The following is a 21,315-nucleotide window of genomic DNA, read 5'->3' as shown; positions in this document are numbered from 1 at the left end:
GATTTTTATAATTTATGTGGAGAACATGAATCATGTCAGATTCTGATTCGAATACAGTCGATAAAAAGCGTAGGCGCATGCTTATCGCTGCCACTGCAGCAGTAGGTGCAGTAGGTACAGCCGGTTTTGCAGCACCGCTTCTTATCTCCTGGATGCCGAGTGCAAGAGCCAAAGCAGCGGGTGCTCCTGTCGAAGTTAATATCAGTAAAATTGAGCCTGGACAGTTAGTTAGAGTTATCTGGCGTGGTAAACCTGTCTGGTTTATTCGTCGTTCAGAAGAAACGCTGAAAAACCTACCATCTAATGATCCTCTACTTGCTGATCCTGAATCAAGTGTGGAAGCTCAGCAGCCTGCTTATGCAAAGAATGCAGATAGATCGATTAAACCAGAAATGTTGGTGCTAATTGGTATTTGTACTCATCTGGGTTGTTCGCCAACTTACAGACCTGAGCTTGCACCTGCAGACTTGGGTGCTAATTGGAAAGGTGGTTTCTACTGTCCTTGTCATGGTTCACGTTTTGATTTGGCGGGTCGTGTATTTAAAAATGTTCCTGCGCCGACAAATCTTGTTGTGCCGCCTTACTATTACAAAAGCGACGATGTAGTTCTCGTTGGTGAAGACGGAGGTGCAGCTTAATGGCTAACAATACAGAATATAAAGGATTGCTAGGCTGGGTTGATGAGCGTTTCCCATTGATGGAAACGTGGAAAGCTCATATGTCTGAGTACTATGCGCCTAAAAACTTTAACGCCTGGTACTACTTTGGTGTTTTAGCGATGTTGGTTTTGGTGATTCAGATTGTTTCTGGCATCTTCCTTACCATGCATTACAAGCCAGATGCTGAATTAGCATTTGCCTCTGTTGAATATATTATGCGAGATGTGCCTGGCGGTTGGTTTATCCGTTATATGCACTCTACGGGTGCTTCGGCATTCTTCATTGTCGTTTACTTTCACATGTTCCGTGGCCTTATGTACGGTTCTTACAAGGGTAAGCGAGAGTTAATTTGGCTCATAGGCATGGTGATTTATCTTGCTCTGATGGCTGAAGCGTTTATGGGATATATGCTTCCTTGGGGGCAGATGTCATTCTGGGGTGCTCAGGTAATCATCAACCTCTTCAATACCATACCGCTGGTGGGTGAGTCTTTATCACTCTGGATTCGTGGTGATTTCGTTATCTCTGATCCTACATTGAATCGATTATTCGCATTCCATGTTGCTGCCGTTCCATTAATTTTGGTGGCTTTGGTATTTGTACATATCGTTGCGCTTCATACTGTAGGGTCTAATAACCCGGATGGTGTGGAAATCAAGAAACTGAAGAATGAAAAAGGTATACCGTTAGATGGTGTTCCATTCCACCCTTACTACACAGTGCATGATATTCCTGCAATCGTTGTGTTCTTGATGGTGTTCTTCTCGATTATATTCTTTGCGCCTGAGATGGGTGGTTACTTCCTGGAGCATGCAAACTTTGAGCCTGCGAATCCATTGAAGACACCTGAGCATATAGCGCCGGTTTGGTACTTCACGCCATTCTATACAGTGCTACGTGCGGTTACCTTGTCTCCGTTTATGGGTACATTGGCGATGTTTGGTGCGATTATTATGTTGTTCTTATTGCCTTGGCTGGATCGCAACCCGATTAAATCATGGCGTTACCGTAATACTGCACACATGCTTAACCTAGCTATCTTTGCTGCGGTATTTATCATCCTGGGTTATTTGGGTGTTAAAGCAGTAACTCCAGAGTTTAAAGAGATGGGTGTGCGAATGACTGAAATTTATTTCATGTTCTTTGCCGTTATCTATGTTCATAGTAATTCTACGAAACCAGGTCGTTATTTGGTGTGGTTCGTAATCCTGGCGGCAGCGGTTTTCATTATTGATTTTATCCGTTACAACCCGGGAGATGCAGCGAGTGCTGCTCAGATTATGTGGCAATGGGTATGGCCGATAGGTTACTTAGCGTTAACTTTATTGCTTCCATACTTTATGAAAAGCTGTAATGCAGAGAAAGAAGTTCCAGAGAGGGTAACATCATGAGTAATAGTATTCGCAAATGGATATTTGTCTTATTAGTGCCGGCCTTGGTTGTTTTCATCCTAGGTAGTGTTAGTGGGGGCGCAGGTCATGGTGCAGCACTACAAAGTGCAAATATCGACCTTCATGATAAGCAAAGCTTACAAAATGGTGCTAAGTACTATGTAAACTATTGTATGGGTTGTCACTCTCTTAAATTCAGTCGCTACAATCGTATGGCTGAAGATATGGGGCTTAATGAAGAGCATGGTTTAACTGGAGATGATGTTTCTACTCTATTGAAAGAAAACATGATCTTTACTTACGATGAAGATGGCAAGCAGGACAAAGTAGGCTCTTTAATGAAGAATGCTTACTCTCCAAAAGCTGCTGCTGAAGCATTTGGTACCAGCGTACCGGATCTTTCTTTAGTTGGTCGCTCTCGCGGTACAGACTGGATCTATTCTTACTTGAAAGGATTTTATCTGGATTCTTCTCGTCCTATGGGTGTCAACAATACTGTCTTTAAAGACGTCGGTATGCCTCATGTTTTATGGGAGCTACAAGGCTGGCAAGAAATGGAGCACGCTGAAGGTGATGGAGAACATCACGGTGAGCCAACGCTAACATTGTCTAAGCCAGGAAAGATGTCTCCAGGTGAGTATGATCAAGTAGTACGTGATCTCACCAATTTCTTAACATATGTTAGTGAGCCTGCGCAATTATCAAGAAAAATGTACGGTGTGTTTACACTATTATTCTTGTTGTTATTGTTCGGTGTTTCATGGATGTTAGAGAAAGAATACTGGAAAGATATTCACTAATGTAAGTTAAAGATCATTGTTGAAAATACCGATACCAAAGGTACTTAATTGACAAGGATTTTTATAAATATTTAGTGTAAAATACTGGGCTGCTCGAAATGAGCAGCCTTTTTTATTTGATTTACTTCGACCTTGAAGTTTATTTAATAGCACCCATATAGCTGTAGGTATTTACCATCAGCACGCAGGAGATTTAGATGTCATCAGTTGCAAATCGTCGTTCAGTAATGACCCTTTTTACTTTGCCGGATTGTCCGCACTGTCACAGCGTTAGAATCGTTTTGGCAGAAAAAGATATTCAGGCAGACATTATTGAAATGGACCCTAATAATAAACCTGAAGACTTGGCTGACCTTAACCCTTATAACTCTGCGCCTACATTGGTTGATAGAGAATTAGTTCTATATGACTCACACGTTATTATGGAATACCTTGATGAGCGTTTTCCTCATCCGCCATTAATGCCTGTTGATCCGGTTTCAAGAGCGCATACACGCCTTACATTATTCCGTATCAAGAAAGACTGGTTGTCTTTGGTTGGTGATTTAGAGAGTGGCGAATCTGAACGCATGGATACAGCTCGTGTCATCTTAAGAGAAAGCATGCTAGCTGCAGCAGAAGTTTTTGAAGTTAAAGATTACTTCTTGAGTAATGATTTTTCTTTGATTGATTGTACTATTGCTCCAATCCTTTGGCGTTTACCTAAGTACGGTATTGATCTTAATGGCCCAGAAGTTAAGCCAATCCATGATTATATGGATAGAGTATTCTCACGTGACTTATTCCAGGGATCATTAACGTTAGCAGAGCAGTCGATCCGACCTTAATTGCTCGTTTAAAAGCCAGCTAGATATACCCCTGATATACGATATTGAAGAAGGCGCTTTAAATAATGGAATTGACATCCAATAAACCATATTTGCTAAGAGCGATATATGAGTGGGTAGTAGATAATGATGCTACCCCTCATGTAGTACTGTTTGCAGATAACCCTCTCGTGCAGGTTCCCCAGCAATTTGTTGAGAATGGTAAAATTGTTCTTAATATTAGCCCTTCTGCGGCGAAAGACCTGTTGATAGATAATGATGGTCTGAGTTTTAGTGCGCGTTTTAGCGGCAAGCCACATTCTATCTATGCGCCTATTGGTGCTGTGTTAGCACTATACGCAAGTGAAACGAGTGAAGGTTTATCGTTTGACCCTGAAGAGTTTGATGATAGTACTCCGCCAGATGATGAGCCACCCAAAGGTCACCTGTCTGATGCGAGCTTGGATAAGGGGTCAGCGTCAGCCGATACTAAGAAGACCAAAAAGTCTTCTAAACGCCCAAGTTTAAAAGTCGTTAAGTAGTCACTGTTACAAAGGTCTAGAAATGAAACTTTCAATGATAGTTGCGATGGCTCACAACAGAGTCATAGGTCTGGATAACAAAATGCCGTGGCATCTTCCCGCTGACTTGCAATGGTTTAAAAAGACAACCTTAGGCAGTCCAATCATTATGGGTAGAAAAACCTATGATTCGATTGGAAGACCACTTCCCGGAAGATTAAATATCATACTTAGCCGAAATACGCAGCTGGAGATAGAAGGGTGTACCGTTGTAAATACCTTATCTGATGCTTTAGATGCGGCTAAAGGCGCTGACGAAGTCTTTATTACAGGTGGTGCGCATCTTTACGAAAAGTTTCTACAGGACGCAGATTGTCTTTACCTAACGATGATAGATGCAGATTTAGAGGGTGATACCTTTTTTCCCGACTATACTCAATATGCATGGAAAGAAATCGATCGAATCGATAACCCTGCAGATGAGAAAAACCCTTACCCTTACTCATTCGTTACTCTAATACGAACTGAAGACTAAAAAATAACGATTAGTAGTGGAAGCTCTTAGTTAGCGAATATGTACTTTTGTATATATGGCGCTTAGCTAGTAACGGGGTGAACAAACTGAATGGTTAAAGTGAACAAATATATATGGCTACTCTTTTAATACTTAACGCCAAAATAGTAAATGAGAATTCAATCGTAGAATCTGATATTTATATTAGAGGCGGGCGTATTGAAAAAATTGCAAAAGACCTTTCGTTCATGAAAGTTGCCAATGTTCTTGACGTTAAAGGCAAGCACGTTATGCCTGGTATGATCGACGATCAAGTACATTTTCGCGAGCCCGGCTTAACGCATAAAGGGGACATCAAAAGCGAATCATCTGCTGCTGTAGCAGGCGGTGTTACAACATTCTTTGATATGCCAAACACCATTCCGAATGTACTCAATTCAGATATTTTAGAAGAGAAAATGCAGTTAGCAGCGAAAACGTCGATTGCTAACTATTCTTTCTATCACGGTGCTTCAAATGATAATTTGGAAGACATCAAGGTTATAGATCCCCTGGCGTGTTGTGGCTTAAAAGTATTCATGGGGTCATCGAATGGCAATACTCTGGTCGATGTTGAAGAAACGCTTGACGATATCTTTAAGCATGCTCCTCTGTTGGTTGCCACTCATTGTGAAGATTCGCCCACAATCGTGGAAAACGAAGAAAATTACCGCCAGATCTATGGTGATGATATTCCTATTGAACTTCATTCCAAAATTCGCAGTGAAGAGGCTTGTGTAAAATCGACAGCGTTAGCAATGAAACTTGCAGAAGAGCATCAAACGCGATTGCATATTCTACACATCACAACCGCCAAAGAGACCGAAAAGTTTTCAGAGTTACCGCTCAAAGAAAAATTGATAACGGCAGAAACATGCAGTCAGTATCTGGTCTTTTGTGATGAAGACTATGAAACGCTTGGATCGCTTCTCAAATGTAATCCTTCATTTAAAACAGCAGTCGATCGTGCGGCTCTGATTCAGGGTCTACTGGAAGGACATCTAGATTCTATAGGTACAAACCATGCACCTCATACCTTGCAAGAGAAGCAGGGTAATTATTTTGATGTACCAGCAGGGTTACCGATGGTGCAATACGCATTACCAAGCCTGTTGGAGCATTATCAAGACGGTATTTTCTCCTTAGAGTTTATCGCATCTAAAACCAGTCACGCTGTTGCAGATATATTTAACGTCAAAGACCGTGGTTACATCCGCGAAGGCTATTGGGCAGATTTGGTTGTGGTTGATCTTGATACTGAAGTGACTGCAAGTAATGACGACGTTATTTCGAAATGTGGCTGGACGCCTTTTGATGGTTACGAATTCCGCTCGAGCGTACACGCTACCATCGTTAACGGAAACCTGGTTTATATCAATCAAAAAGTTAGAAATGGAAATCTTGGTCAGCGCATAGAGTTTGATCGTAAAAAGCGTAGTTAACCTTTCTTAGGTAGTATTTTTGAGCAAATAAACAAGGTCATTACTTTCTGAGTTGAATATAAAAATGACTAAAAAAAGTGCCCCAAAGGTGGGGGGTGGCTTTGATCTTGTTTCCAATGTAAAACATCGCTATAAAACAAGTCCAAGGCGTTGTAGAATCATTCAAACTGGCTACCAAAAGACCCTTGATGAAAATCTCTCAAAAGCTTCTATTTCTACCTGTCCTGATTTTATTTTCTAGTATTGTTTCTACCGCGGTAAACGCCGAAATGGTGATTCATCGTGGCAACGGTGCAGAGCCTGAAACCCTCGATATACATAAATCTACAGGCGTTCCAGAAGCGAATATCCAGCGTGATTTATTCGAAGGATTAATTTCAGAAGCTGCCGATGGCTCATTAATACCGGGAGCAGCCGAAAGCTGGGCTACATCAGAAGATGCGAAACTCTGGACCTTTAAACTTCGTCAAAACGGTAAATGGTCTGATGGTACTCAAGTTACCGCAAACGATTTTTTAAATGGTTTCCAGCGTGCCTTGTTGCCAGCAACGGCCTCAGAATATGCATTCATTTTATGGCCCATTAAAAACGCAAAAGCTATCAGCAAAGGCGAGATCAATGACATCAATGATTTAGGCGTTAAAGCTGTCGATGACTTTACCTTGGAAATAGCCTTGGAAAACCCGACGCCTTTTTTAACCGGATTGCTCAGTCATCACATGGCTTATCCGGTACCTGTAGCGAAAATAAAAGAACACGGCAAAAAATGGACACGCCCGGGTAATTTGATTTCGAATGGCCCTTACCAATTAGCTGATTGGAAACCACAATCAAAAATCATACTCACAAAAAATCCGCATTATCGTGATCATGATGCTATCGAGGTAGACAACGTTTATTTCCACCCTATCGAGGATAAAGCGACCGAGTTAAAACGTTTTCGTGCTGATGAGCTAGACATCACCGATGATGTACCGTCTGATCAAATCGCATGGGTTAAGAAGAATCTGGGAGACGCTTTTCGTAATACGCCTTATATCGGGACGTATTATTTAGCAATGAATCTGGAGCAAGCGCCATTCAAAGATAATTTAGCATTACGCAAAGCGCTGAGTTTTGCCATCGATAGAAATATTCTTACGGATAAAGTCACTAAAGCGGGCGAACTACCAGGCTTGGGCTGGGTACCTCCAGGCATGAATGGCTATACATCCCAAACGATTCCTGAGCTTGCGCTAGAGAAAAAAGAGCGTGTTGCACTGGCTAAAAAATTGTATGAAGAAGCAGGGTATTCCAAAGATAAGCCCCTTGAGGTTGAGCTGCTTTATAACACCAGCGAAAACCACAAGAAGATCGCGATAGCATTATCGGCGATGTGGAAACAGACTTTGGGTGTAAAAGTGAGTCTGCGTAATGAAGAATGGAAAGTGTATTTGAATTCACGCTCTCAGAAACAGTTCCAATTGATTCGATCAGGATGGATTGGCGATTACAACGATGCCTCGAATTTCCTCGATCTATTTCGATCAGATGTCGGCACAATAAATCCTTCAGGATATAAAAACCAAAACTACGACAAACTATTAAAACAAGCTGAAATCGAAACAGATGCCAAGCAACGAGCAGAGTTTATGCAGAGTGCTGAGAAGCTTTTGTTAGCTGATATGCCGTTAATTCCCATTTATTATTACACTACCCAGCACTTACTGAATCCTAAAATTAAAGGCTGGGAAGATAATGTGATGGATATTCATCCGACTCGTTATTTAGCTAAATAATTGCTCTAAAAAACAATGCTTTCATATTTTGCTAAACGTATCGCTTCGAGTATTCCAACACTCTTCATCATAATAACCATCGCTTTTTTCATGATACGTTTGGCGCCGGGTGGGCCATTCGATTCTGAGCGTCCAGTTCCCGCTGAAATAGCAGCAAATCTGGAAAAGGTCTATCACCTGAATGATCCATTGCCCGTTCAATATGGTTACTACTTATTGAATGTTCTCAAAGGGGATTTTGGTCCTTCCTTCAAATACCATGATTTCACCGTAAGCGAGCTTATTGCTCAGGGTTTTCCCGTGAGTATTCAACTGGGCTTATTGGCTATTTTACTGTCCTTGATGATTGGTGTTTTATTCGGTGTGATTGCGGCATTAAGACAGAACAGTGCCATAGATTATCTGGTGATGGGCTTGGCGATGACGGGAATCACCATTCCAAATTTTGTTATGGCGCCGATACTGATTTTACTTTTTGGGGTGTTCTGGGGGCTTTTACCAACCAGTGGTTGGGGTGAATTAAAGCACATGGTATTACCTGTGATTGTATTGAGTTTGCCACAGATAGCCACTGTCGCTCGCATGACACGAGCCAGTCTTATTGAAACCCTGAATATGCCTTATATTCGCACCGCCAAGGCGAAGGGTTTACCGACTCGATTGATACTCTCCAGACACGCTTCAAGAGCGACTTTATTGCCCATACTGTCTTGGTTAGGCCCTGCAACAGCCGCAATCATTACAGGTTCTGTGGTAGTGGAAACCATTTTTGGTTTGCCGGGAATAGGGCGTCACTTTATCAATGGTGCGCTCAATCGAGATTATACTTTGGTGATGGGTGTTGTAGTGTTCTACGGTTTCCTGATTATTCTGATGAATCTATTGGTTGATCTACTCTATGCCTGGCTTGACCCAAGGATTAAATACTAAGATGTCAGCGCTTATACCAAATGAGATTGTTGCAGATAACACCGTTGCTGGTTTATCTCCATGGCAACAAGCATGGCGACGTTTATTGCATAATAAAGCGGCGGTCGTCAGCATCGTGCTTTTAGTCATCATCGCCGTTTTATGTATTTTTGGACCATTATTTAGTCCGTGGGAACTCGATTCTGTCGATTGGGATAATATGGGGACGCCCCCCCACTTACAGTCACATCATTACTTTGGTACAGATTCAAACGGGCGAGATCTATTTGTTAGAACCCTAGAAGGCGGACGCATATCATTGATGGTGGGTTTATTGGCAACAGCCGTCAGTTTCGTCATTGGCATTATCTACGGCTCTATCGCCGGTTATGCCGGAGGTAAAACAGATTCGATCATGATGCGCTTTGTTGATGTGTTGTATGCATTGCCCTTCATGTTTTTCGTTATCCTGCTGACGGTCTATTTTGGGCGCAGTATCTGGCTAATTTTCATTGCGATAGGGGCTGTTGAATGGCTCACCATGGCGCGTATTGTTCGTGGCCAGACCTTATCACTCAAACAACGTTCGTTTGTCGAGGCGGCCAGAGTAACGGGTGCGAGTCATTACTCGATTATCAAAAGACATATAATTCCTAATACGTTAGGACCCGTAATCGTATATGCCACATTGACCGTACCACAGGTGATCCTGTTTGAATCCTTTCTCAGCTTTTTAGGACTTGGGGTGCAAGAACCCATGTCGAGTTGGGGAGTGCTTATCGCTGAAGGTGCGCAACAAATGGAGTCAGCGCCGTGGATGGTGTTATCGCCGGCAATTATGTTGGCAGTCACATTGTTTTGTTTGAATTTTATCGGCGACGGTCTGCGTGATGCGCTAGACCCGAAAGATAGGTAGAACGCTTATGATGCTTACCATCGAAAACCTTCGCGTCGACTTTGCGGTAGATTCGGGTATTCAGAGAAAGCAAACGCTGCAAGCGGTTAGAGGAGTTTCACTCGAGTTAGATCAGGGTGAAACCGTTGCAATAGTGGGAGAATCTGGCTCAGGTAAAAGCCAGCTGTTTAATGCCTTAATGGGATTACTTCCACCAAATGGAAGTGCCCACGGCTCGGTTAGCTTTAATCAACAAGCACTGTTAAATCAGTCTGATAAATCGCTAAACAAAATTCGTGGCAAAGAAATCGGTATGATTTTCCAGGACCCAATGACGGCGTTGAATCCTTACCTGCGAATTGGCAAACAACTCACCGAAGTTTTAGAAGTGCACGAAGGCGCAAATTTTAACAAAGAATCTGCCAAACGCAGAGCTATCGAAATGCTCGATAGAGTGAAAATTAAAGACCCTGAGCAACGTTTCAATAGCTATCCGCATGAATTGTCGGGTGGCATGCGCCAACGCGTTGTGATTGCGATGGCTTTGTTATGTAAACCTAAACTGATTATTGCGGATGAGCCAACGACTGCGCTTGATGTGACTGTCCAGACTGAAATCATTCGGTTGCTAAAAGATATCTACCGACAAGAGAAAACCAGTATCGTGTTAATCACTCACGATTTGCCATTGGTTGCTGGTTTGTGTGATCGAATTATCGTGATGTATGCAGGCAAAATAGTCGAAACCGGAACGGTCGATGAGATATTTTATGAAGCCAAGCATCCCTATACGCAAGCGTTGCTTGCGGCTACGCCGACCAATACAGAGAAGAGTGGTAAAATGTTAGCCATAGATGGGCAACCACCCGATCCATTGAATCTCCCAGCTGGCTGCGCCTTTTCTCCGCGTTGCGCCTTTGTGGAAGAGCGTTGTAAAACGGATTCTCCTCCCGAGAGAAAAATCGATGCTGGTCATTTGGTGAGTTGTTTTCGGGAGGATATTTAATGTATTCGCCTTCACAAGCTTCACCTTTACTCTCGGTTGAAAACCTCAGTGTGGCGTTCAATCAAGGTATAAAAAAAGGCCCGAATCAGGAAATACAGGCACTTAGCGATATCTCCTTCGAACTTGTCGAAGGTGAAGTGTTGGGCGTGGTGGGTGAATCAGGCTGTGGTAAATCAACGCTTGCCAGAGCGATCTTGCAGTTACAAGCGATAACATCTGGACAGGTTCTCTGGCAAGGTGAGGATTTAACGAAAAATACAAACGATCAGAATAAAGCGATGCGCGAGCATATTCAGCTTATCTTTCAAGACCCGTTAGATGCGTTAAACCCCCGGATGACGGTCGCACAAATAATCGCAGAGCCACTGTATAATCTGAAGCCAGAACTGTCGAAGCAAGAAATACAAAACAGAGTGGTTGAGTTAATGCTGGCAATGGGTTTGCAAGAACAGCAAAAAAATCGCTACCCACATGAATTTTCGGGCGGCCAATGCCAGCGAATTGGCATTGCCAGAGCCATGATTCTTAACCCTAAACTGTTGATTTGCGATGAGCCAGTTAGTGCGCTGGATGTCTCTATTCAAGCGCAAATCATTAATCTGTTGATGGATTTGAAGAGTCGTACAGGTATGAGTATGATCTTCATTTCGCATGATTTGAGTATTGTTAGGCAAGTCTGTGATCGTGTTTTAGTGCTATATAAAGGGCAGGTAGTCGAAACAGGAAATGCTTCGGATATCTATGAAAACCCGCAACACGCTTATACGCAGAAACTACTAGATTCTATTCCATTAGCAGACCCTGCAATGGAAAGAAAACGAATCGGTTAGATTGGATTCAAACCAATAAAAATAGGCTATAAGTAGGGGGTGACCTCTATTAAAGGTAATAGACCATAATGAATAATTTAAAAATCGGATTGGCATTAGGCAGTGGTTCTTCACGCGGTTGGTCACATATCGGTGTGATCAATGCCCTTATTAAAAACGGTATCGAGCCTGATATTGTCTGCGGAACATCCATTGGCGCCTTGGTTGGTGCATCTTATGTTAATGGAAAACTGGATGAACTTGAAAAGTGGGCAACATCATTAACAAAGTTTGAATCAGCCAAGTTATATGAAATCAATTCATCGCTGAATGGTTTTGTAAATACCAAAAGATTACATGCCCTAATGCAAGAAACGGTGGCTGCCGAATCTACTTTAATAGAAGATCTTCCCAAAAAATTCGCCACCATTGCGACTGATTTAGACAGTGGTCGAGAAATCTGGCTGAAGAAAGGTTCGGTACTAGAAGCGGTGTGGTCATCCATTTCATTGCCTGGCCTGTTTCCTGCGGTTCGTAAAAATGAGCAATGGTTGGTCGACGGAGGTTTGGTTAACCCCGTTCCTGTTTCTACGTGCCGTGCTTTGGGCGCAGATTTGGTGATTGCTGTTAATCTGAATGGTGATTTACTCGGGCGCCACATGAGAAAAAATCACCTTGAAAACCTGGAATCTAAAGAAACAAAGCGTCAAGAGTTGAAAGTAAAACAATTACCACAAGCGAATAGTTTGCCCGCGCTGGCAGATAAGTTTACTAGTCTAATCGGCGGTTACACGCCGTCATTCTTTTCAACCAAAAAGGATAAAGCCACCTCGCCATCATTGTTTGAAACAATCGCCAGTTCGGTCAATATTACTCAGGACAGAATCACTAAAAGCAGAATGGTGGGTGATCCGCCAGAAATTATTATTACCCCGCATTTGGCTCATATTGGCATTATTGAATTATATCGGGCAAAAGAAGCGATTGAAGAAGGGGAGAAATGCGTGAATGCGATGCTGCCCGAAATAAAAAGAGTGCTTGGTTTATAAGCGTTAATCTATTGATGTTGTTACATTTTATCGTAAAATTGTATATTTAAAGCTCAGTATTGAAAATTTTCTTGTGCACTGCAGCAAAAAGAGTATAGTGCACTCTTAAATGATACAAATAAAAGGGTTACAAATAACATGACAAAAAGTAAATCAACTACAGCCAATAATAACAACGTAAAAAAATCTATTGCTATGCAGTCGGTTGAATTATCAACGTCTGTTCCAGAAGTGATGGCACGTCGTATCGGACAATTTATGTTCGCTGGATATCAACCAAACGAAAATCATCAGGAAGAATTTGAACTTATGTGGTCAGAAAAGTCTGATGCGTTTGTTGAGTCTTGGCAGGCTATGGCTGAGCAGACTAGCAAAATTAATCAGGAAATCTATTCGTCGGTAGTCAAAGCGATGTTCACACCTTGGTGGGAAATGAACGCACTAGAAGTGTGTACACCTAAAAAGATGAATAAAGCAGCGTTAAGTATTATCAATAAAGGTCTCGAGCCTATACACGCTAAAACAACTTCAAATGCTGAGCGTCTTAAAAACAGATAAGCGTTCGATTGCAAAAATACCTCTAATAGATAATCTTAGATAAAAACCCCTCCAAAGTGGGGGGGTGACATTTCACTTGACCTAAGTCAGCTAACAATTGTATTCATCTACTTCCTCCGTTTTTCAGGCATATAATAAAAACAGAAATAATTGGCAGGAGATTAAGATGGATAACGAATTCAAAAAGAAATTAGAAGCTGCAGAAGAAGCGATCGATCGACTCGAAGATAAGATAGAAGACAAAGTCGAAGACATTACTGAAGACTTGGCTGAAGATGCCCGTGAGTTATGGGCTGATTTAAAGAAGAGTTTTTCAGGTGCCAAAGGAAAGCTTAAAGAAGCGGCATCTGCCGTTGATCAGATAGGCGATGAAGCCAGGCTTCAAGCGCATCTGGGTACAATGGAAGCTGTTGATAAGATGGAAGGCGTGAAAGAAACGCTGGAAGATTTCACACAGAAAATTTCAAGCAAAGCCCACACAGAAATCGATACTGCAAAACTACGCGCACATTTGGCCGAAATGGAAGCGGAAGATTTCATGGAAACCAAAGGCGCCAAGATAGCGCGTGACTTGAATGAGTCTGGTGATAAAGTAAAAGATGCGAGCCTCAAAGCTGCCGGAGAAGTGAAAGACTACTTTGATAAATTACTGGAAGATATCAGTAAAAGTGCTTGATTATATTCGCGTTGAAAATCACGTTTACAATAACTTTGAAATAAACGCTTAAACAAGGTTTTAAACAAACTTATATAAAAATTAAGACTGATACATTCTAGTGTCAGTCTTAAAAAAAGTGCCCCAAAGTAGGGGGTGGCTTTCGACTGCTGTTAAAAATCAACTCGGCTAAACTCTCTTAGCTAATCAACTTAACTCATCAACACCAAACAAATATACAAAACAAGCACAGTAAAAAGATATGATATTGTGTCTTATCATCCTCGTTAGTTTTTATGTTTTAATAAAACTGAAATTGAGTAATGACAAATCTGAGCAATAATAAGTGATTGAAGCATCAGCAACTGTAGTATTAACAAATGTGTTTACGAAAGTATTAACAAAAATCTTAACCACAATAAAATTGTCTGGAGTTTGATGTGTTCGAACGTCGCCAAGTTAAAGCCAAATCTGGAATATCCTTAACGCGATTAGCAATACCTTTGCTCATCATCATGACGTTGACGACTGTTAATGGCGTTAGCGCAGATGAAAAAACCTTAATTCAAAAGCTCACGCCTGTAAAACAATCGATTATGGCGCCAGCTTTAAAGTTGCAGGATATGGATGAGGAAACCACCGATTTAAAAGACCTTAAAGGTAAAACTGTGGTGGTTAACTTCTGGGCGACCTGGTGTCCTCCTTGTCGCAAAGAGATGGCTTCATTAGGACGCTTGCACCAATCAACAAAAGATAAAAACGTAGAAGTATTGGCAGTAGATATTGGTGAAGACGACGATGCAGTGTTCGCCTTCATGGCAGAACTCGATCCCACGCCAGAGTTTACGGTACTTTTTAACGAAGACGGATCGCTAATGAAAAGCTGGAAGGTCAGGGGATTACCTACGACATTCATTATCAACCCCAAAGGCGAAATCGCCTATTTTGCCATTGGTGGCAGAAATTTTGATGACCCTGAAATTATCAAAGCCATCACAGACTTAAATTTTTCTACGCATAAAACCTGATTAAACTTAAGCGATTGACGCTTTTGCGGCACGCGCCTGATGGAGTTTCTTATAACTCTCAATTAACTTCAGGTGTCTGTCTAAATCTTCGAGCTGCATATTGGTTTTAGTGAGTCCATAGAAGGTTACTTCACCAGTAATCGAGCCTACAACATTACTCATTGTTTCTTCGCCAAACATTCTTGTCAGGTTAACAATAAAGTCATCAAGTTCCATTTCGTCGTCTAATGAAATCTCAAGCGCAGCGTGAATTGCCTGATAGAATAAACCACGTTCTACGGTATTGTCGTTAAATTGCAGGAAGTCGCCGACCAGTTCGATAGCTTCTTCAAGATCACCTATTGCAAGACAAATAAGGATCTTCAGTTCAAGAATCGTCAATTGTCCCCAGACTGTGTTTTCATCAAACTCGATACCTATCAGTGTTTTGATATCGGTATAGTTATCGAGCTGACTGTCTTCTAGACGCTCTTTAAGTGTGATGAGTGCATCCTCACTCAAGGCATGAATGTTCAGGATATCTTCGCGATAATCTAACGCTTTATTGGTGTTATCCCAGATTAAATCTTCGACCGGATAAACCTCTGAATAATCCGGTACTAAAATACGGCAGGCTGTTGCACCAAGCTCATCAAACACGGCGATATACGACTCTTTGCCAATGCTTTCTAAAATACCAAACAAGCTATCGCATTCTTCCTGATTACTGCCAGAAAAATCCCATTCGCAGAATTCATAATCATGTTTCGCACTAAAGAAGCGCCACGAAATAACCCCCGTTGAATCGATAAAGTGCTCAACAAAGTTTTCAGACTCTTGCACCGCAAGGCTGTTAAAGGTGGGGGGTGGTACATCATTTAAGCCTTCGAAACTGCGACCTTGTAGTAATTCGGTAAGGCTGCGTTCTAGAGCGACTTCAAAACTGGGATGCGCACCGAAAGAGGCAAATACGCCGCCGGTTCTTGGGTTCATCAAGGTCACGCACATCACAGGGAATTGTCCCCCTAAGGATGCATCTTTAACAACGACAGGAAAACCCTGTGCTTCCAGTGCTTGAATGCCTTCAACAATGCTAGGGTATTTGTTTAAGACCTGCTCGGGAACATCCGGCAAGGCGATTTCTTCTTCAATGATTTGTTTTTTGACAGCACGCTCAAAAATTTCTGACAAACATTGTACTTGCGCCTCGGGCAGATTATTGCCCGCACTCATGCCATTACTTAAGTACAAGTTCTCAATCAGGTTTGAAGGGAAATACACTGTCTCACCATCAGAATGGCGCGTGTATGGAATAGAGCAAATGCCGCGTTCCGCATTGCCAGAATTGGTGTCGATCAGATTGGAGCTACTTAGCTCTCCATCAGGGTTAAAAATCTCTAAGCAATACTCATCCAGAATGTCTGAAGGTAATTCGTCGTTTGGTCCCGGTTTAAACCATTTCTCATTAGGGTAATGGACGAAATCGCTGTTCGCTATTTCATCTCCAAAATATTGATCGTTGTAAAAGAAATTACAGTTCAAACGCTCGATAAACTCACCCAATGCTGAACAAAGTGCACTCTCTTTGGTAGCACCTTTGCCATTGGTGAAGCACATCGGTGAGGCGGCATCGCGAATATGTAATGACCAAACATGGGGTACGATATTACGCCATGAAGCGATCTCAATTTTCATTCCCAGATCAGCCAGAATCCCCGTCATATTGGAGATGGTTTGTTCTAAGGGTAAATCTTTACCTAATATAAAAGTATTCGCATCACCTTCAGGCTGTGCCATCAACATCGCCTGCGCATCTTCTGCAAGATTCTCAACCGATTCAATCTCGAACCCCGGGTTATTCTGTATTACCCGTTTAACCGAACAGCGTTCAATTGATCTCAAAATTCCCTGACGATCCTTATCAGAAATATCTTCGGGCAATTCAACCTGAATCTTAAAAATCTGGTTATAGCGGTTTTCAGGATCAACAATATTGTTTTGCGATAGCTTGATATTTTCCGTTGATATATCGCGAGTCTCACAATACAACTTCACAAAATATGCCGCACATAGCGCAGAAGAAACCAGAAAGTAATCAAAAGGACCCGGAGCTGAACCATCGCCTTTATAGCGTATAGGCTGATCTGCAATCACAGTAAAATCATCAAACTTGGCTTCAAGTCTGAGGTTATCGAGAAAGTTAACGTTGATTTCCATTGGGGGATTTCCGAAGTCGTTTTCTATAGGAAGTAGGGTAAAGCTTTAGGCAACTAAACGAGTTAGAAACTGCCAATCAGCGAGTAGGTGGAGATTATAGCTATTTCATCTATAAAGGAAATATCGCATACAAATATCGTCGATAAATCACGTAATAGTCACTTGAAGACTATCAGGGTGCATTGCGCTCTGACGGATCGGTATTGAAACTCTTGATTAGTGTGTGCGGATCAACTTCAGCTCTGTGTTTTTTTGTCGCCTTGGCCCACCAAAGCAACTGATTGAAGGTCCGGTCAAAATAGTCAAACCAGGAGGCAATATCAATCTCCGCAAGTGCAGATCCATCTGCATCGAAGACCTCTTGTGCTTTAGGTACGTGAATCATCGACGAAACAGGAAGACAACCAAGCTCAGAAAGAAACGTGCGCATCCCAATGGCTGCTCTTAAACCACCCCATTGACCCGCAGAATAGGTAACGATTGCACTGGGCTTGTAAGAGAATAAAGAACTACCAAAATGGTTTAATAAATTTGCCAGAGCAGGGCTCATGGAATGGTTATATTCCGGGCTGATCATAATAAAACCATCGGCAGATTCAATTTTGCTTGCCAGATCATTAAGGGCAGGTGGAGCTTTGCTACTTGCGTATGCAAAATGAGGTTTAAAAACATCATCCAGCGGATAATCCAAAGCATCGATTAACTCTACCTCATGCTTGTCGAAACGTGAATGCAAACAATCGAGACAGGCTTTTGCAACCCGATCACCGAGTCGTGCTGGTTTGGGTGGAGTACTATCTCGAACAGTACCCAAAAAAATTAACAATTTCATTTGATAGCTCCTTATCTATAGATAGTTTTAAGCATAACACCGCCATAATCTATTGGCAGTTATAGGTAAGCATACTGTGATCGTTATAAGACAAGTATGAGGCTATAAACAACCAAAAAATCATCATGATCATTTAAGTATATTGAGCAAATACGTAAATGCATGCGAATAAATATATTTTTGTTTGATAGCTTAATCTGTAAATATGTATCGATAGCTTTTTACTATCAATACATTCATTATAATTCATTTAAAAAATCGAACGAGAATGATTATCATTTAACCATCAAAACACATTTGGAGATAATCATGTTAAAAACAATCACATTTGCCATCGTTCACTTTTCAACGGCATTCTTAGTCGCATACCTAATTACCGGTAGCGCTGTTATCGGCGGGGCGGTCGCTCTTATCGAACCCGCAGTCAACACAGTAGTGTTCTATTTCCACGAGAAACTCTGGAATAAATACGATATCGCTGGAATGTTTTCTGTATTAACAACGGTTTACAGTGAGCGGGTGTAATAATCTAACAACACAAAAGTGCTAGCTATGTTTTATTAATAGGGGAGAGTCTTTTTTATAACTTAAAATGCCTTTAACTTTATGGCATGAGGTTTGTTAGCTTTCTTAGCTTAGTTATTAAGATTTTGCGGCTTCATTTAAAAAACCACTTAGTAAAACTGTAGCTATTAAAAATGAATATTTTTAGCGAATTAATAATATTATTTGAGTGAAACGACAGCAAAGGCTTTCAATCAGTAAGATTATTTTTAAAAGCATGCAAAGTAAAATAAGTGCTATTTTCTAAATCGTATTTAAATGGGTCTTTGGGTTCTAGTAATAAGCCTAATTCTACATGCTTAAAATGGTTGTAACCCATATATCGCTGCCCAACTAATCTTACAGCGGCTTTGTTGTTTTTTTTATCGTAGTTTAAAACAGCAAAACTATTTGGGCTAAACCGGTCATTACTCAGGGTATTGATACTCTCGATAAAAGCGTCAAACGATAAGATAGGTTCGAAGTTGTTCTTTGTTTCTTTTAGAATTTTTTTAACCCACTGATCCTCACTAAGCGCTTTGAGAATACTCTCCTGAGTGAATATATCCGTTAAAGAAACGTCTTTATAATCAGCAAGGTTTATCGTTACAATCTTTGAGGAGCCACCCGGAGTGCCGCAGGCTAAAACGCCAAACTCACCTGACTCATAACTATAGTAATTACCGACTAATGAAAGCGGGTGATAATAATAGGTATAGTTAACAGGACAATCATCCGTAGCTTCTTGCAGAGTTAAACGCTCAAGGTCTTTTGCGGCATCATATAACGCTATACCATTATAATAAGCTCTGTCCTTGTATATGCTGACATCTTTATTTTTAAACAGTAGAGTGCTTTGCTCAGCAGATATAGTGTTAGTGAAAAGGCATAATATAAGCGTAATGATAATCGGAATAAGTCTATTCACTAATAGCCTGTTGCTACAATAGTTTTGCATTACACTGCTATTAAAGTTGATATTCAATCTATCCCAAGAGTTTTAAAGACCGAAAATGGCGATTAGATCTAGTATATCACTAATCAAAGTTTTCACCTTTTAGTGTGTTTAGAACCCTAAAATAAACGCAGTAATGTTTATTTCAAAAATACCTAAAAGGTTGACTTGAAACCACAGTCACTTGTTATATGATTTCATTGTTTAGCTTAGTAAACGTGATAGTTTCATAGTGATTATACTGCAATAACCAAGAGTTATTTACAGGCCAAATAGTTACATCATCGCTAGAAGGGTAACAAAAGTCACTGAAATATTTTATTAAAGTTAAAGTATCTGTTTGTACTGCAATGTTTTTAGACCAAGAAACATAAACCGTTTCTTTTCCTAGATTCTTTGTAAGGAAAAGTATTGGTGTTTCTTTGCAATCAATTTCTTGTGATACGCCAGAAATCACTGGTGTTTGTTTATAAATACTTTCTGAACATGCTTCAGATAACGGCTTTATTTTGATTAGATCTTCTTCGGGAATTAGACAATGGCTCTTTTGTGTCCATCTCCAATTTAATTCAAAGTCATTTGTATTTATATATTCGAGTTTCATGTGTATTTACATATAACGCCGCAATAAACGGCGAGCGTTAGCGAGTCCAGCACAACGTGTTTTTGTTGTGCGATTGTTTAATTGCCTTGTTATGTTTTTTTAAATAAATCATAAATTTTAAAGACTGCTGCGTACCCTAAAAGCTGAAACACCCAAAGTTCAAAACCTAGAATATTGGTTTTGTATCCAAGCAATTCTCTAAGCTCTAAATAAATATAGGCAGGCCACCAAAAAATACCTGCAATTATCATTTCTAGCTTGTAGTACCACTTTAAAACTGTGTCTTGATCACTACTCATTCCAGCATGTAAAAAGAGAAAATAACCTATTACTGAAATAATTAGAACTAAGCCAAATCGTTTTGCCCATTTCATAAGTAGCCCCACTTGCAAGATCTTTTCTTATTAATTGTAAAACACACCCCCGTACTTTTAGGCACTTTTTCAATTTTGTTTTAGAACATAACGCCTTACACAGCGGAAAACGACGAGCGCGAGCGAGTTGATTTTCCGATGATGTAACTTGTTAGGCTTATTCATTAATAAATATCCATAACTAAATTTTCACCTTCAGGAGGATATTCAATAATTACAGACTCATATTGTCCTTCAGTAGTTTCAATATCCAAATAATCACCACTTTCAAATTGGATACAAAGTATTTTAGAACTTTTTAGATATGCATTAACAGCAAGTTGACGCACTAATGAACCCCAAGGTCCTTTATTAGGATTATCTCCATCCCATATATGACTTTTATTAGATGAGGTTAAAACACTCTTTTCATAACATGTTATTTGGAAAGAAATAAAATTAATTGAGAATCCACAGGACATCAAAGTAACTGAAGATACAGTTTCTTCTTTTTTGGAGAAATAACTATTCAGTGTATCGATTGTGCTTTCGTCAAATAAAATCATAAGTTCTTATTAGCCTAACGCCTTGCTAAGGGGACGCCTGCTTTTGGCGTTCCCTGCCTTAAGCAACTTGTATGGTTACTAAAGTTAAAGAACGGGTAAACTGAGACCCACCTTTAGTTAGCTGCTAAAGGCCATTATGTAGTAGCTCGATGTAGCAACGGCTTACTCTTTTTCAAGAGATACCGATAACAAGTGTGAGCACTACATAACTCTATAGATAATAACTCGAACAGTCATCAGGGTCTCAGAACCCGTATAGCAAGTCGGAGTCCATCTTATCATGAAAACAGTAGAAGAAATCAATGTAGGAACCGATACCAGCAAAACTCAATTGGATATATTTGTTCGTCCAATAGGAGAATTCTTTAACGTCGAAAACAATACTAAAGGTATCAAAGAAGCGTTAA

The 21,315-nt window shown here is 40.8% G+C and carries 23 protein-coding genes and 1 pseudogene; 18 read left to right on the top strand and 6 right to left on the bottom strand.

Annotated features, from left to right (window positions below):
• Positions 1–32 precede the first annotated feature (32 nt).
• The 16 genes from petA to EV695_RS16450 all read left to right on the top strand — a co-directional run bounded on the left by petA (position 33) and on the right by EV695_RS16450 (position 14,859).
• Positions 33–638, top strand: coding sequence for a ubiquinol-cytochrome c reductase iron-sulfur subunit (gene petA, locus EV695_RS16525; protein ID WP_131907124.1), 606 nt, complete (start codon positions 33–35; stop codon positions 636–638).
• On the top strand, positions 638–2,050 hold the full coding sequence (locus tag EV695_RS16520) for a cytochrome b (RefSeq protein ID WP_131907123.1): 1,413 nt from the start codon (positions 638–640) through the stop codon (positions 2,048–2,050). Before petA ends, EV695_RS16520 begins: the two co-directional genes overlap by 1 nt.
• Complete coding sequence (locus EV695_RS16515) at positions 2,047–2,850, top strand: cytochrome c1 (protein ID WP_131907122.1); 804 nt, start codon at positions 2,047–2,049, stop codon at positions 2,848–2,850. The genes EV695_RS16520 and EV695_RS16515 overlap by 4 nt, the downstream gene beginning before the upstream one ends.
• 197 nt (positions 2,851–3,047) lie before the next feature.
• The gene (locus EV695_RS16510) at positions 3,048–3,677 is read left to right on the top strand and encodes a glutathione S-transferase N-terminal domain-containing protein (RefSeq protein WP_131907121.1); all 630 of its coding nucleotides are present in this window, start codon (positions 3,048–3,050) and stop codon (positions 3,675–3,677) included.
• Positions 3,678–3,742: 65 nt separating this feature from the next.
• Positions 3,743–4,198, top strand: a complete 456-nt coding sequence (locus EV695_RS16505; protein ID WP_207907138.1) for a ClpXP protease specificity-enhancing factor — start codon at positions 3,743–3,745, stop codon at positions 4,196–4,198.
• Positions 4,199–4,220: 22 nt separating this feature from the next.
• On the top strand, positions 4,221–4,712 hold the full coding sequence (gene folA / locus EV695_RS16500) for a type 3 dihydrofolate reductase (protein WP_131907120.1): 492 nt from the start codon (positions 4,221–4,223) through the stop codon (positions 4,710–4,712).
• 113 nt (positions 4,713–4,825) lie between these two features.
• Positions 4,826–6,172, top strand: coding sequence for a dihydroorotase (locus EV695_RS16495; RefSeq protein ID WP_131907119.1), 1,347 nt, complete (start codon positions 4,826–4,828; stop codon positions 6,170–6,172).
• A gap of 188 nt (positions 6,173–6,360) precedes the next feature.
• Entirely contained in the window at positions 6,361–7,950 is a 1,590-nt protein-coding gene (locus tag EV695_RS16490) for a peptide ABC transporter substrate-binding protein (protein WP_131907118.1), read from the top strand.
• Positions 7,951–7,965: 15 nt separating this feature from the next.
• On the top strand, positions 7,966–8,880 hold the full coding sequence (gene oppB, locus EV695_RS16485; RefSeq protein WP_131907117.1) for an oligopeptide ABC transporter permease OppB: 915 nt from the start codon (positions 7,966–7,968) through the stop codon (positions 8,878–8,880).
• A 1-nt stretch (position 8,881) separates the two neighbouring features.
• Positions 8,882–9,775, top strand: coding sequence for an ABC transporter permease subunit (locus EV695_RS16480; protein WP_131907116.1), 894 nt, complete (start codon positions 8,882–8,884; stop codon positions 9,773–9,775).
• Positions 9,776–9,782: 7 nt separating this feature from the next.
• Positions 9,783–10,760: an ABC transporter ATP-binding protein gene (locus EV695_RS16475; RefSeq protein ID WP_131907115.1), complete on the top strand. Its 978-nt coding sequence runs from the start codon at positions 9,783–9,785 to the stop codon at positions 10,758–10,760.
• Entirely contained in the window at positions 10,760–11,590 is an 831-nt protein-coding gene (locus EV695_RS16470; protein ID WP_131907785.1) for an ATP-binding cassette domain-containing protein, read from the top strand. Before EV695_RS16475 ends, EV695_RS16470 begins: the two co-directional genes overlap by 1 nt.
• 68 nt (positions 11,591–11,658) lie before the next feature.
• Entirely contained in the window at positions 11,659–12,618 is a 960-nt protein-coding gene (locus EV695_RS16465) for a patatin-like phospholipase family protein (RefSeq protein ID WP_131907114.1), read from the top strand.
• A 138-nt stretch (positions 12,619–12,756) separates the two neighbouring features.
• Entirely contained in the window at positions 12,757–13,176 is a 420-nt protein-coding gene (locus EV695_RS16460; RefSeq protein WP_131907113.1) for a polyhydroxyalkanoate granule-associated phasin, read from the top strand.
• A gap of 166 nt (positions 13,177–13,342) precedes the next feature.
• Positions 13,343–13,852, top strand: coding sequence for a hypothetical protein (locus tag EV695_RS16455; protein WP_131907112.1), 510 nt, complete (start codon positions 13,343–13,345; stop codon positions 13,850–13,852).
• 419 nt (positions 13,853–14,271) lie between these two features.
• Positions 14,272–14,859 (top strand): TlpA disulfide reductase family protein, encoded by a 588-nt coding sequence (locus EV695_RS16450; RefSeq protein WP_207907137.1) that lies wholly within the window; start codon positions 14,272–14,274, stop codon positions 14,857–14,859.
• Positions 14,860–14,865: 6 nt separating this feature from the next.
• Here the strand turns inward: EV695_RS16450 and EV695_RS16445 are convergent, their stop codons facing one another.
• Positions 14,866–17,055, bottom strand: coding sequence for an OsmC domain/YcaO domain-containing protein (locus tag EV695_RS16445; protein ID WP_131907111.1), 2,190 nt, complete (start codon positions 17,053–17,055; stop codon positions 14,866–14,868).
• Between the two features lie 172 nt (positions 17,056–17,227).
• The gene (locus EV695_RS16440; protein ID WP_131907110.1) at positions 17,228–17,887 is read right to left on the bottom strand and encodes an NADPH-dependent FMN reductase; all 660 of its coding nucleotides are present in this window, start codon (positions 17,885–17,887) and stop codon (positions 17,228–17,230) included.
• Between the two features lie 309 nt (positions 17,888–18,196).
• On the opposite strand from EV695_RS16440, the gene EV695_RS16435 reads away from it, so the two are divergent.
• A complete protein-coding gene (locus tag EV695_RS16435; RefSeq protein WP_131907109.1) occupies positions 18,197–18,412 on the top strand; it encodes a DUF2061 domain-containing protein in 216 nt (71 codons plus the stop codon).
• Positions 18,413–18,641: 229 nt separating this feature from the next.
• Here the strand turns inward: EV695_RS16435 and EV695_RS16430 are convergent, their stop codons facing one another.
• The 4 genes from EV695_RS16430 to EV695_RS16415 all read right to left on the bottom strand — a co-directional run bounded on the left by EV695_RS16430 (position 18,642) and on the right by EV695_RS16415 (position 20,908).
• The gene (locus tag EV695_RS16430; RefSeq protein WP_131907108.1) at positions 18,642–19,358 is read right to left on the bottom strand and encodes a hypothetical protein; all 717 of its coding nucleotides are present in this window, start codon (positions 19,356–19,358) and stop codon (positions 18,642–18,644) included.
• Between the two features lie 214 nt (positions 19,359–19,572).
• The gene (locus tag EV695_RS16425; protein ID WP_131907107.1) at positions 19,573–19,989 is read right to left on the bottom strand and encodes a hypothetical protein; all 417 of its coding nucleotides are present in this window, start codon (positions 19,987–19,989) and stop codon (positions 19,573–19,575) included.
• Between the two features lie 89 nt (positions 19,990–20,078).
• Positions 20,079–20,363, bottom strand: a complete 285-nt coding sequence (locus EV695_RS16420) for a hypothetical protein (RefSeq protein WP_131907106.1) — start codon at positions 20,361–20,363, stop codon at positions 20,079–20,081.
• Between the two features lie 164 nt (positions 20,364–20,527).
• The gene (locus EV695_RS16415; RefSeq protein WP_131907105.1) at positions 20,528–20,908 is read right to left on the bottom strand and encodes a hypothetical protein; all 381 of its coding nucleotides are present in this window, start codon (positions 20,906–20,908) and stop codon (positions 20,528–20,530) included.
• 280 nt (positions 20,909–21,188) lie between these two features.
• On the opposite strand from EV695_RS16415, the pseudogene EV695_RS20435 reads away from it, so the two are divergent.
• Positions 21,189–21,315: pseudogene (locus EV695_RS20435) on the top strand (IS110 family transposase); the annotation flags it as partial.

Origin of the sequence: Cocleimonas flava, assembly GCF_004339015.1 — a bacterium.
In the GTDB taxonomy this organism is placed as follows: Bacteria; Pseudomonadota; Gammaproteobacteria; order Thiotrichales; family Thiotrichaceae; genus Cocleimonas; species Cocleimonas flava.
The sequence above is the reverse complement of the archived record's forward strand: the minus strand, read 5'-3'. Positions and strand labels throughout refer to the sequence as shown.

Coding starts and splice junctions, on each gene's coding strand:
- EV695_RS16515 (WP_131907122.1), top strand. CDS start 2,047: ATGAGTAATAGTATTCGCAAATGGATATTTGTCTTATTAGTGCCGGCC.
- EV695_RS16455 (WP_131907112.1), top strand. CDS start 13,343: ATGGATAACGAATTCAAAAAGAAATTAGAAGCTGCAGAAGAAGCGATC.
- EV695_RS16425 (WP_131907107.1), bottom strand. CDS start 19,989: ATGAAACTCGAATATATAAATACAAATGACTTTGAATTAAATTGGAGA.
- EV695_RS16460 (WP_131907113.1), top strand. CDS start 12,757: ATGACAAAAAGTAAATCAACTACAGCCAATAATAACAACGTAAAAAAA.
- EV695_RS16505 (WP_207907138.1), top strand. CDS start 3,743: ATGGAATTGACATCCAATAAACCATATTTGCTAAGAGCGATATATGAG.
- EV695_RS16470 (WP_131907785.1), top strand. CDS start 10,760: ATGTATTCGCCTTCACAAGCTTCACCTTTACTCTCGGTTGAAAACCTC.
- EV695_RS16445 (WP_131907111.1), bottom strand. CDS start 17,055: ATGGAAATCAACGTTAACTTTCTCGATAACCTCAGACTTGAAGCCAAG.
- EV695_RS16440 (WP_131907110.1), bottom strand. CDS start 17,887: ATGAAATTGTTAATTTTTTTGGGTACTGTTCGAGATAGTACTCCACCC.
- EV695_RS16465 (WP_131907114.1), top strand. CDS start 11,659: ATGAATAATTTAAAAATCGGATTGGCATTAGGCAGTGGTTCTTCACGC.
- EV695_RS16420 (WP_131907106.1), bottom strand. CDS start 20,363: ATGAAATGGGCAAAACGATTTGGCTTAGTTCTAATTATTTCAGTAATA.
- folA (WP_131907120.1), top strand. CDS start 4,221: ATGAAACTTTCAATGATAGTTGCGATGGCTCACAACAGAGTCATAGGT.
- EV695_RS16480 (WP_131907116.1), top strand. CDS start 8,882: ATGTCAGCGCTTATACCAAATGAGATTGTTGCAGATAACACCGTTGCT.
- EV695_RS16415 (WP_131907105.1), bottom strand. CDS start 20,908: ATGATTTTATTTGACGAAAGCACAATCGATACACTGAATAGTTATTTC.
- EV695_RS16510 (WP_131907121.1), top strand. CDS start 3,048: ATGTCATCAGTTGCAAATCGTCGTTCAGTAATGACCCTTTTTACTTTG.
- oppB (WP_131907117.1), top strand. CDS start 7,966: ATGCTTTCATATTTTGCTAAACGTATCGCTTCGAGTATTCCAACACTC.
- petA (WP_131907124.1), top strand. CDS start 33: ATGTCAGATTCTGATTCGAATACAGTCGATAAAAAGCGTAGGCGCATG.
- EV695_RS16520 (WP_131907123.1), top strand. CDS start 638: ATGGCTAACAATACAGAATATAAAGGATTGCTAGGCTGGGTTGATGAG.
- EV695_RS16490 (WP_131907118.1), top strand. CDS start 6,361: ATGAAAATCTCTCAAAAGCTTCTATTTCTACCTGTCCTGATTTTATTT.
- EV695_RS16435 (WP_131907109.1), top strand. CDS start 18,197: ATGTTAAAAACAATCACATTTGCCATCGTTCACTTTTCAACGGCATTC.
- EV695_RS16495 (WP_131907119.1), top strand. CDS start 4,826: ATGGCTACTCTTTTAATACTTAACGCCAAAATAGTAAATGAGAATTCA.
- EV695_RS16475 (WP_131907115.1), top strand. CDS start 9,783: ATGATGCTTACCATCGAAAACCTTCGCGTCGACTTTGCGGTAGATTCG.